Origin of the sequence: Blautia glucerasea, assembly GCF_020537505.1 — a bacterium.
Classification (GTDB): domain Bacteria; phylum Bacillota; class Clostridia; order Lachnospirales; family Lachnospiraceae; genus Blautia_A.
Window position 1 is genome coordinate 1 of sequence record NZ_JAJBMO010000003.1, and the last position, 12,139, is coordinate 12,139.

A 12,139-nucleotide genomic window follows, 5' to 3' on the forward strand; every position below is an offset into this window, starting at 1 on the left:
ACATGTGTTGGTTTCCCGATACCTTTTGGCAACGGTAGATTAGAAAAGCCAGTAACCAGCGATTTTGCAATGTATATTCACGTAGCCGCGCATTTCAGGAGCGGTTTTAGTGGAGGCGAGATCCGATGGTTACGAAGACTTAGGCGAGAGGGCTCTCCCGAGCGCCTTAGTCGTAGTTACCAGCTAGCTTGCCGGAACGTTGCTCCGCACGGCGGTGAATATACATTGTGAAATCGCGTACGGGGTAACGACCAACCCACAAAATAGCAAAAAAGTGGATTGACAAAGCCAAAAAAATGATTTATTATATAGCATATTTTTGAATAAGAATTAGTTTTGACAAAGGCGTCAAAGAGAGATAGACAGGTTAAGTGCCCCCTAATCCTCCTCTTTGACGCCTTTTTTACATATTAGCACATCAAAAGCAATTGGAGGAGGAAATCGAGAAATGGCAGTAAAATACGTTTTTGTTACTGGCGGTGTTGTGTCAGGGCTGGGAAAAGGAATCACGGCAGCTTCATTAGGAAGACTTTTAAAAGCAAGAGGCTTCCAGGTAACCATGCAGAAATTTGATCCTTACATCAACATTGATCCGGGAACCATGAACCCCATTCAGCATGGAGAAGTCTTCGTAACCGACGATGGAACCGAGACCGATCTGGATCTTGGCCACTACGAACGATTCATTGATGAAAGTCTGGATAAAAATTCCAACGTTACAACCGGAAAAATCTACTGGTCCGTTCTGCAAAAGGAACGTCACGGAGATTTCGGCGGAGGAACCGTACAGGTCATCCCTCATATCACAAATGAGATCAAAAGCCGTTTCTACCGTGCTAAATCCCCGGATGAAGACCGGATCGCCATCATCGAGGTAGGTGGAACTGTAGGAGATATTGAAAGCCAGCCATTTTTGGAATCCATCCGTCAGTTCCAGCACGACGTGGGACATGAAAACGCCATCCTCATTCACGTAACCCTGATCCCATACTTAAAAGCCTCCGGCGAGATGAAAACCAAGCCAACACAGGCCAGCGTAAAAGAACTTCAGGGAATGGGAATCCAGCCAGACGTTCTGGTATGCAGAAGCGAATATCCGCTGACTGATGACCTGCGAGCAAAGATCGCCCTGTTCTGCAACGTACCGGTAAGCCATGTACTTCAGAACCTGGACGTAGAATATTTATATGAAGCACCACTTGCCATGGAGCGTGAGAAACTGGCCGACGTGGTTATGCAGTCCCTTGGACTTGAGAAGAGAAAACCAGACCTTACCGACTGGGAAGCAATGGTAGAAAATCTCCGCCATCCAGACAAAAACGTAAACATTGCCATGGTAGGAAAATATACCCAGCTTCACGACGCATACCTGAGCGTAGTAGAAGCGCTGAAACACGGCGGAATCGCCTGCAAAGCAAAAGTTGAGATCACCTGGATCGATTCCGAAGAGCTGAACGAGAAAAACCTGGATCAGAGACTTTACCAGGTAGACGGAATCCTGGTACCAGGCGGCTTCGGCGGAAGAGGAACAGAAGGAATGATCCTGGCTGCCCAGTATGCCCGTGTACACAAGATCCCATACCTTGGAATCTGTCTTGGAATGCAGATGGCAATTGTGGAATTTGCCCGCCACGTTCTTGGCTATGAAGATGCCAACAGCATTGAGCTGGCTCCGGAGACCACCCATCCGGTGATCGCCCTGATGCCAGACCAGGAGGATATAGAAGACCTTGGAGGAACCCTTCGTCTTGGAAGCTATCCATGTGTCCTGGCAGATGATTCCTTATCATTGAAGCTCTTTGGACAGAAAGAGATCCAGGAACGTCACAGACATCGTTATGAAGTAAACAATGCATATAGAAAAGAATTAGCAGAAAAAGGAATGACCATTGCCGGAACCTCTCCGGACGGTCATATTGTGGAAATGATCGAGATCCCGTCCCATCCGTTCTTTGTAGGAACCCAGGGCCATCCGGAATTTAAATCAAGACCAAACCATGCACACCCGCTGTTCCGTGGATTTGTCCAGGCAGCGGCAGAGAAAAGCAAAAAAGAGGAAACTCTTAATCAACAATAGAAAGGATGAGGAAAATGAAAGAAGTGAGAAAGGAAAGGCAGGGACTTTACCGCCAGGAATTTGAACATGACAACTGTGGAATCGGAGCAGTTGTCAATATCAAAGGAAAAAAATCCCACGACACAGTTGCCAACGCATTACGGATTGTAGAGAATCTGGACCACCGCGCCGGTAAGGATGCAGAAGGAAAAACCGGTGACGGCGTTGGTATCCTTCTTCAGATCTCCCATAAATTTTTCAAGAAGGCATGTAAAAAAGAGGGAATCGAGCTGGGACAGGAAAGAGAATATGGTATTGGCCAGTTCTTTTTCCCACAGCATGAGATCAAACGTGCCCAGGCGAAAAAAATGTTCGAGATCATCGTGGAAAAAGAAGGTCTGGAATTCCTTGGCTGGAGAGAGGTTCCGGTAGTGCCGGAGGTCCTTGGACATAAAGCCAGAGAGTGCATGCCATATATTATGCAGGCTTTTATCAAGAAACCTGAGGATATGGAAAAGGGCCTGGAATTTGACCGTAAGCTGTACATTGCCCGCCGTGAATTTGAGCAGAGTAATGACAACACCTACGTATGTTCCATGAGCAGCCGTACCATCGTCTACAAAGGTATGTTCCTGGTTGGACAGCTTCGTACATTTTTCTCTGATCTTCAGAGCCCGGACTATGAGTCCGCCATTGCGCTGGTACATTCCCGTTTCAGTACCAACACAAACCCAAGCTGGGAGAGAGCACATCCGAACAGATTGATCGTGCACAACGGTGAGATCAACACCATCCGCGGAAATGCAGATAAAATGCTGGCAAGAGAGGAAAACATGGAGTCTCCTTACTTAGAAGGGGAAATGCAGAAGATCCTTCCGGTAGTAAACAGAAACGGTTCCGACTCAGCCATGCTTGACAATACCCTGGAATTCCTTACCATGAGCGGTATGGATCTTCCACTTGCTGTGATGATCACCATTCCGGAGCCATGGGCAAATAACGACACCATTTCCCAGGAAAAACGTGATTTCTACCAGTATTATGCAACTATGATGGAGCCATGGGATGGCCCTGCTTCCATTCTTTTCTCAGATGGAGATGTGATGGGTGCAGTTCTTGACCGAAATGGTCTTCGTCCATCCAGATATTACGTAACCTCTGATGGATGCATGATCCTTTCCTCTGAGGTTGGGGTTCTGCCGGTACCAGAAGAGAAGATCGTGTTAAAAGAGCGTCTTCATCCTGGAAAAATGCTTCTGGTAGATACTGTCCAGGGCAAGATCATGGACGACAATGAATTAAAGGAAATGTACGCAAAGAAACAGCCATACGGTGAGTGGCTGGACAGCAATCTGGTACATTTAAAAGATATTAAGATTCCAAACGAAAGAATGGAAGAATATACAGAAGAGCAGCGTTCCCGTCTGCAGAAGGCATTTGGTTATACTTATGAGCAGTACCGTACCTCCATCCGCAACATGGCATTAAACGGCGCGGAGAGTATTGGAGCTATGGGTGTAGATACACCTCTGGCAGTATTTTCCAGACAGAACCGTCCTTTATTCGACTATTTCAAACAGCTTTTTGCCCAGGTAACCAACCCGCCGATCGATGCCATCCGTGAGGAAATCGTAACCAGCACCAGCGTTTACGTTGGAAAAGACGGAAACCTTCTGGAACAGATTCCGGAGAACTGTAAGGTATTAAAGATCAACAACCCGATCCTTACCAATACCGATATGCTGAAGATCAAGGAGATGCATCATGAGGGCTTTAAGGTGGCCGTTGTTTCCACTCTTTATTACAAGAGTACAAAGCTGGAGCGTGCCATTGACCGTCTGTTTGTAGAGGTTGATAAAGCTTATAGGGACGGTGCCAATATTTTGGTGCTTTCCGACAGAGGCGTGGACGAAAACCATATGCCGATCCCGTCACTGCTTGCCGTTTCAGCAGTACATCAGCACCTTGTAAAAACAAAAAAGAGTACTTCTCTTGCCATTATCCTGGAGTCCGGCGAGCCAAGAGAGGTTCATCATTTTGCCACTCTTCTGGGCTATGGTGCAAGCGCAGTCAACCCATATCTGGCGCTGGAGACCATCCATGAGCTGATCGATACCCATATGCTGGATAAGGATTATTATGCAGCTGTTGAGGATTATAATCATGCCGTGATCAGCGGTATTGTTAAGATTGCTTCCAAGATGGGTATTTCCACCATCCAGTCCTACCAGGGCTCCCAGATCTTCGAGGCCATTGGCGTATCACAGGATGTGATCGATAAATACTTCACAGGTACCGTAAGCCGTGTTGGAGGTATTACACTGGAGGATATTGAGGAGAATGTGGAGAAGCTTCATTCTGAGGCATTTGACCCGCTGGGACTTACTACAGACCTGACTTTGGACAGTGTAGGAGCTCACAAGATGAGAAGCCAGGGCGAGGAGCACCGCTACAATCCTGCAACCATTCATCTCCTTCAGCAGTCTACAAGAACAGGCAGCTACGAGCTGTTTAAGCAGTATACAGATCTTGTTGATAAAGAAAATCACGGCAATCTTCGTGCCCTTATGGACTTTAAGTATGCAGAAAATCCAGTGCCCATCGAAGAAGTGGAAAGTGTTGACGAGATCGTAAAGCACTTTAAGACAGGTGCTATGTCCTATGGCTCCATTTCCCAGGAGGCTCATGAGACTCTGGCCATTGCTATGAATCACCTTCACGGAAAATCCAATACCGGTGAGGGTGGTGAAAGTGACGAAAGACTGGACTCAGCAGGAACAAAAGATGACAGATGTTCTGCCATCAAGCAGGTTGCCAGCGGCCGTTTCGGTGTGACCAGCCGTTACCTGGTGTCTGCAAGAGAGATCCAGATCAAAATGGCACAGGGTGCAAAACCTGGTGAGGGCGGCCATCTTCCGGCAAAGAAGGTTTACCCATGGGTAGCAAAGACCCGTCACTCTACACCTGGTGTTTCCCTGATTTCTCCGCCGCCGCACCACGATATCTATTCCATCGAGGACCTGGCAGAACTGATCTATGACCTGAAAAATGCAAACAAATACGCCGATATTTCTGTAAAACTGGTTTCCGAGGCTGGTGTTGGTACTGTTGCTGCCGGTGTTGCAAAGGCTGGTGCACAGGTAATCCTGATCTCCGGATATGATGGAGGTACTGGTGCAGCACCGAGAAGCTCTATCCACAATGCAGGACTTCCGTGGGAGCTTGGACTTGCAGAAACCCACCAGACTCTTCTTATGAACGGACTTCGAAACCGTGTCCGCATTGAGACGGATGGTAAGCTGATGAGCGGCCGTGATGTTGCCATTGCAGCACTTCTTGGTGCCGAGGAATTTGGCTTTGCTACAGCTCCTCTTGTAACCATGGGCTGTGTGATGATGCGGGTATGTAATCTGGATACCTGTCCGGTCGGGGTAGCTACCCAGAATCCGGAGCTGAGAAAGAGATTCAAAGGCAAACCGGAATATGTGGAAAACTTTATGAGATTTATTGCCCAGGAGCTTCGGGAATACATGGCAAAACTGGGTGTAAGAAGCCTGAAGGAGATGGTTGGACGTACCGATCTTCTGGTGGCTACAGACGCAGTAGACGAGCCTCATAAGGGTAAGGTAGACCTTAGTGCTATCCTGAATAACCCATATGCAAAAGAAGGCAATGAGGTAACCTTTGACCCGAAGGCCCAGTACAACTTCCAGCTGGAGAAAACTCTGGATGAAAAGATCCTGGTAAAGAAATGCAGCAGTGCCATCAGAAGAGGAGAGAAGACACGTTTCTCTGTAGAAGTAAAAAATACAGACCGCGCTTTTGGTACCATTCTTGGTGCAGAGATCACCAGAAATAACAAAAATGGACTGCCGGAGGATACGGTAGAGATTGACTGTACCGGTGCCGGCGGACAGAGCTTCGGTGCATTTATCCCGAAGGGACTTACCCTGAAGCTTACTGGTGACTGTAACGATTACTTTGGAAAAGGCCTTTCCGGCGGAAAGCTGATCCTGAAAACACCTGAGAATGCCGGTTATAAGGCAGAAGACAACATTATCGTGGGCAACGTTGCCCTCTATGGTGCAACCAGCGGAACCGCTTTTATCAACGGTATGGCAGGCGAGCGTTTTGCAGTCCGTAACTCTGGTGCAAATGCAGTTGTTGAGGGTGTTGGCGAGCATGGCTGTGAGTACATGACTGGCGGCCGTGTAGTTGTCCTTGGTAGAACAGGCAAAAACTTTGCAGCTGGTATGAGCGGTGGTATCGCTTACGTGCTGGATGTGGAGAATGTTCTTTATAAGAACTTAAATAAAGCAATGATTTCTATTGAAAAAGTAGAGAATAAATACGACAAAAAAGAACTGAAGGATCTGATCGAAGCACATGTAGCTGCAACAGGCTCGGGGCTTGGACAGAAGGTCCTGGATCAGTTTGACGAGTATCTGCCTCACTTCAAGAAGCTCATTCCAAATGAGTACAAGAAGATGATCACATTAAGTGCAAAGCTTGAGGAAAAAGGTCTGAACAGTGAGCAGGCACAGATGGAAGCGTTCTACGAAAGCATAGGAGTTAAGCATTAAGGAGGCAGAATATCGTGGGAAAACCGACTGGATTTTTAGAATATAACAGAGAGACGGCAAAGGTTCTGCCGCCAAAAGTAAGAATCGCCAATTTTAAGGAGTTCCGTACTCCTCTTAATAAAGAAAAACAGAAGCTTCAGGGAGCACGCTGCATGGCCTGCGGCGTTCCCTTCTGCCAGGCAGGAATGATGATCGGAGGCATGGCTTCCGGATGTCCGCTTCACAACCTGGTACCGGAAACAAATGACCTGGTATTTACCGGAAACTGGAAACAGGCATTTCTTCGCCTGAATAAAACACACAGCTTCCCGGAATTTACTTCCCGTGTATGCCCTGCACTTTGTGAGGCAGCCTGCACCTGCAACTTAAATGGAGAGCCTGTTTCCACAAAGGAAAATGAGCGTGCCATTATTGAGACCGCATATGCAGAAGGCTGGGTGGTTCCACAGCCACCAAGGGTCCGCACAGGAAAGACCATCGCAGTTGTAGGAAGTGGTCCTTCCGGACTGGCAGCAGCACAGCAGTTAAACAGAAGAGGCCATAATGTAACGGTATTTGAGAGAAGCGACCGTATCGGTGGACTTCTCCGCTACGGCATCCCCAATATGAAGCTGGAGAAATCTGTGATCGACAGAAGACTGAAGCTGATGGAAGCAGAGGGCGTGAAATTTGTAACAAACACAAATGTAGGTATTGACATTACTGCAGAAGAGCTTTTGAAAAAATTTGACCGTGTGGTTCTTTGCTGCGGCGCTTCCAATCCCCGTGATATCAAGGTTCCAGGAAGAGATGCAAATGGAATTTATTTTGCAGTAGACTTCCTGAAAAAAGTTACCAAAACCCTTCTGGACAGTGATTTTGCCAAGGCTCCTTATGAAGAGGCAAAGGGCAAACATGTGCTGGTAATCGGCGGCGGTGATACCGGAAACGACTGTGTGGGAACTTCTGTACGTCTTGGTGCCAAATCTGTGACACAGCTGGAAATGATGCCAATGCCTCCGGTAGAGCGTGCAGCGTCCAACCCGTGGCCGGAGTGGCCGAAGGTCTTAAAAACAGACTATGGCCAGGAAGAGGCAATTGCAGTGTTTGGACATGATCCGCGAGTTTACCAGACAACGGTTACTGAGTTTATCAAGGATAAAAACGGAAATGTCTGCCAGGCGAAGATCGTAAAGCTGAAAAGTGAGAAAGATCCAAAAACAGGCCGTATGATGATGGTCCCGGTAGAGGGAACAGAAGAAGTAATCCCTGCTGATCTGGTACTGATCGCAGCTGGTTTCCTTGGAAGCCAGAAATATGTAACTGACGCCTTTAAGGTTACCACAACTGCAAGAACCAACGTGGAAACCAAACCAGATGCCTATGAGACCAGCGTACCGCGAGTTTTCACAGCAGGTGATATGCACAGAGGACAGTCTCTGGTAGTGTGGGCCATCCGGGAGGGTAGAGAAGCTGCAAAGGCAGTGGATGAATCCCTGATGGGATATTCCTATCTGTAAAAATACTTCTATAAATATAAATAAAAAAGAAGACCGGGGGTAAACGAAAGCTGCTCCCGGTTTTCTTTTTTTGAAGTCTGCCGACAGCATGGGAAAAGAGATACCGTTTCTTTTGTACAGCATTTTATACAACGCTGATATGGTAAAGTGTTAAAAATAAGTTGACAAAGCATGACCTCGTTGCTATAATAACCTCCATGAACAAGGGCGTTCTTCAGAAGGGTATCTTTTTGAAGTGCGCCTTTTTTGTTTAAATATATAAGTGATCATGCAGGATTGGATGGATGAGGGCATGAGAATGAAAGAAGGAGAGAACACTATGGGGAATTACACCAGAGAAGAAGTGTTACAGATGGCAGAGGACGAAGATGTAGAGTTCATTCGTCTTCAGTTTACCGACATGTTCGGCACTTTAAAAAATATCGCGATTACAGCACGGGAGCTCCCCCGGGCACTGGATAATGAATATGTAGTAGACAGCTCCTACATTGCCGGAATTGCAGGGGAGAAAGAGCCGGATATGTATTTGCATCCGGATTATGATACTTTTACCATTCTTCCGTGGCGTCCGCAGCAGGGAAAGGTAGCCAGACTGATCTGTGATATCTACCGTTCCGACGGAACACCGCTTGAGAAAAGCCCAAGATACATTCTGAAACAGGTGGTAGATGCTGCTGCTAAGGAAGGCTATGTCTGTGAAGTGGATCCGGAATGCGAGTTTTTCTTATTCCACACAGATGACAATGGGGTTCCTACTACACTGACTCATGAAAAAGCCGGATACCTGGATATCAGCCCGCTGGATCTTGGAGAAAATGCAAGACGTGATATGGTGCTGAATCTGGAAGACATGGGATACGAAATTGAATCTTCCCATCATGAGACCGCTCCGGCCCAGCATGAGATCGATTTTAAATTTACAGGTGCAAATGAAATGGCAGACTGTGTGATGACCTTTAAAATGGCAGTCCGTACCATTGCCAAGCGTCATGGCCTTCATGCAACCTTTATGCCAAAGCCAAGGGCAGAGGTAAACGGTTCCGGTATGCACATTCATTTTGCATTGTATAAAGATGGAAAAAATATATTTGCAGATCCTGATGACGTAAATGGTCTCAGTGAAGATGCTTATCACTTTATCGGTGGTCTTCTTGCACACAGTGAAGAGATGGCTGCCATCACCAATCCTCTTGTAAATTCCTACAAGAGGCTGGTACCTGGCTATGATGCCCCTACAGAGCTGACCTGGACAAAGAATAATCAGAACTCTTTGATCCGTATTTCCAATTTAAGGTCAGACAGCCTGGCTATCGAGCTTCGAAGCCCGGATGCATCTGCAAATCCTTACCTTGTATTTGCAGTTTGCATTGCAGCCGGCCTGGATGGAATTCAGCAGAAATTATATCCTACAAAGGCTTCTGACCGTTCTTTTTCCGAGTCAGACCAGAAGGCTATGAACATTGGAAATCTTCCGCTGAACCTGGATGATGCTCTTGCACATTTCGAGAGGAGTACCTGGATCCAGAGCGTACTTGGCAAAAGGTTCTGCGAGGAATACGCAGCTGCTAAGAAGGAAGAATGGCTGAATTATATGAGACAGGTAAGCGAGTGGGAAATCAGCCAGTATTTATACAAGATTTAAGATAAGAGAGTGGCATTGGTATGAACAGCAGCATTGTAATTGCATTACCGAAAATCGATGACGCAAAGAAAATACGTACCATACTGAACCGGCACGGCTTTTCTGTAGCTGCGGTATGTTCAACTGCTTCGACGGCACTGGCCAGCATGAGTGAACTGGATGGTGGGGTTCTGATCTGTGGTTATAAACTGACAGATCTGTACTACCGGGACGTGCTGGAAGATATTCCTTCCTGTTTTGAAATGCTGCTGCTGGCATCTGGAAGAGTGATTGCGGAAGCACCTACATCGGTTCTTACTGTGGAAATGCCAATGAAGGTCAGTGACCTGGTAAACACAGTGGACATGATGCTTGCCCAGATCGAGCGGCGGATCCGAAAAGAAAAGAAGAAACCGAAACCACGTTCCTGGAAAGAGCAGAATTATATTTCCAACGCGAAGTTTCTTCTTATGGAGCGAAACCACTTAAGTGAAGAAGATGCATACCGGTATATTCAGAAATGCAGTATGGATTCCGGGACAAATATGGTAGAGACAGCTCAGATGGTTCTGATGCTGTTGTATGATGAAGTATAGTGTACGGCGGGCAAAAAAATACGTAACTGTGAAGAGGTACTGAACAGCTGTAATTTTTAAATAGCCTGACCGGGGTTTTTATGAAATACATTTTGACGAAATGGAGGATGAGGAAATGGAGTTTTTGGATGGAAGCTGGAAAAAAGAAGTGAGCAGCTGGGATGCACTGATGGGAGAAGAGCTTCTGAATCAGGAAGCCATCCTGGAGGGCGCCATTCACAGTATCCGCAACATGGGAGATGTTGCATTTGTAATTATCAGAAGAAGGGAAGGCCTGTTTCAGACTGTTTTCGTAAATGAGGATGTTGATTTTTCCATTCATGATCTGAAAGAAGGCATGACAGTAAGAGTAAAAGGTGTTGTAAATAAAGAAGAGAGAGCACCTCATGGCAGAGAGCTTCACATCCGGGAAATCCAGGTGCTGTCTGCTCCGGCTGAGCCTCTTCCTCTTGCAATTGATAAATGGAAGCTGAATACTTCTCTGGAAGCCAAGTTAAATTACCGTTCCCTCTCCCTCCGTAATATACAGGAACGCGCAAGATTTAAGATTCAGGAAGCGCTTACAAGAGCCTTTCGTGATTATCTTTATGAGAATGGGTTTACCGAGATCCATACTCCAAAAATCGGAGCCAGAGGTGCTGAGGGTGGTGCGAACCTGTTTAAGCTCAGCTATTTCCATAAACCAGCTGTGCTTGCCCAGAGCCCGCAGTTTTACAAACAGATGATGGTTGGCGTGTTTGACAGAGTGTTTGAGACAGGACCAGTTTTCCGTGCTGAGAAGCACAACACCAAGAGACATCTGAATGAGTATACAAGCCTTGATTTTGAGATGGGTTATATCGATGGTTTTGAAGAGATCATGGCAATGGAGACTGGATTTTTACAGTATGCCATGAAGCTTTTAAAAGAGGACTATGCAAAAGAGCTGGAAATCCTGAAGGTAGAACTTCCAGATGCTTCTAAGATTCCGGCAGTCCGCTTTGACGTTGCCAAGGAGCTGGTTGCAAAGAAATACAACCGTCAGATCCGCAACCCATTTGACCTGGAGCCGGAAGAGGAAGCTCTGATCGGCCAGTATTTTAAAGAAGAATACAACGCAGATTTTGTTTTTGTCACCCATTATCCATCTAAGAAGCGTCCGTTCTATGCAATGGATGATCCGGAGGATACCAGATTTACTTTAAGCTTTGACCTTCTTTTCCATGGTCTTGAGATCACAACAGGAGGACAGCGAATCCATGATTACAATGCCCTTTTGAAAAAAATCCAGGACAGAGGTATGGAGACCGAAGGAATGGAGCAGTATCTGGATACCTTCAAATATGGTATGCCGCCTCACGGAGGTCTTGGAATTGGTCTGGAGCGTCTTACCATGCAGCTTCTGGGAGAAGAGAATGTCCGCGAGGCATGTCTGTTCCCAAGAGACCTGAACCGTCTGGAGCCGTAAAAGGATACGGCATGGTTAGAAATGGAGGATGAGGAAATGGCAAAACAGATCGATGACGAAACCATGGAAAATGTCTGCATTCTTGCAAAGCTTTCCCTTACAGAAGAAGAGAAGGAAAAAGCAAAAAAAGACATGCAGGAAATGCTTGATTATGTAGATAAACTGGATGAGCTGGATACATCCGGGGTTGAGCCTATGTCCCATATTTTTGGTGACGACAACGTATTCCGTGAGGATGTGGTCACAAATGGTGATAACAGTGAGGCAATGCTTGCCAATGCACCAAAAGCCAAAGAGGGACAGTATCAGGTTCCGAAGACCATAGGATAGGAGACAT

The 12,139-nt window shown here is 46.6% G+C and carries 7 protein-coding genes; all 7 read left to right on the top strand.

Features of this window, described 5'->3' with window-relative positions; all coding sequences use genetic code 11:
• Window positions 1-448 precede the first annotated feature (448 nt).
• The 7 genes from LIQ05_RS03080 (at window position 449) to gatC (ending at window position 12,132) form a co-directional block, all read left to right on the top strand.
• A complete protein-coding gene (locus LIQ05_RS03080; protein ID WP_226818514.1) occupies window positions 449-2,077 on the top strand; it encodes a CTP synthase in 1,629 nt (542 codons plus the stop codon).
• A gap of 14 nt (window positions 2,078-2,091) precedes the next feature.
• Complete coding sequence (gltB, locus tag LIQ05_RS03085; RefSeq protein WP_226818515.1) at window positions 2,092-6,639, top strand: glutamate synthase large subunit; 4,548 nt, start codon at window positions 2,092-2,094, stop codon at window positions 6,637-6,639.
• Between the two features lie 14 nt (window positions 6,640-6,653).
• The gene (locus LIQ05_RS03090; RefSeq protein ID WP_226818517.1) at window positions 6,654-8,138 is read left to right on the top strand and encodes a glutamate synthase subunit beta; all 1,485 of its coding nucleotides are present in this window, start codon (window positions 6,654-6,656) and stop codon (window positions 8,136-8,138) included.
• A 319-nt stretch (window positions 8,139-8,457) separates the two neighbouring features.
• Window positions 8,458-9,780 carry a glutamine synthetase family protein gene (locus LIQ05_RS03095; RefSeq protein WP_226818908.1) on the top strand — a complete coding sequence of 441 codons (1,323 nt, stop codon included), beginning with the start codon at window positions 8,458-8,460 and terminating at the stop codon, window positions 9,778-9,780.
• A 20-nt stretch (window positions 9,781-9,800) separates the two neighbouring features.
• A complete protein-coding gene (locus LIQ05_RS03100) occupies window positions 9,801-10,355 on the top strand; it encodes an ANTAR domain-containing response regulator (RefSeq protein WP_226818519.1) in 555 nt (184 codons plus the stop codon).
• A 115-nt stretch (window positions 10,356-10,470) separates the two neighbouring features.
• The gene (gene aspS, locus LIQ05_RS03105) at window positions 10,471-11,802 is read left to right on the top strand and encodes an aspartate--tRNA(Asn) ligase (protein ID WP_226818520.1); all 1,332 of its coding nucleotides are present in this window, start codon (window positions 10,471-10,473) and stop codon (window positions 11,800-11,802) included.
• Window positions 11,803-11,838: 36 nt separating this feature from the next.
• Window positions 11,839-12,132 (top strand): Asp-tRNA(Asn)/Glu-tRNA(Gln) amidotransferase subunit GatC, encoded by a 294-nt coding sequence (gene gatC, locus LIQ05_RS03110; RefSeq protein ID WP_226818522.1) that lies wholly within the window; start codon window positions 11,839-11,841, stop codon window positions 12,130-12,132.
• Window positions 12,133-12,139 lie beyond the last annotated feature (7 nt).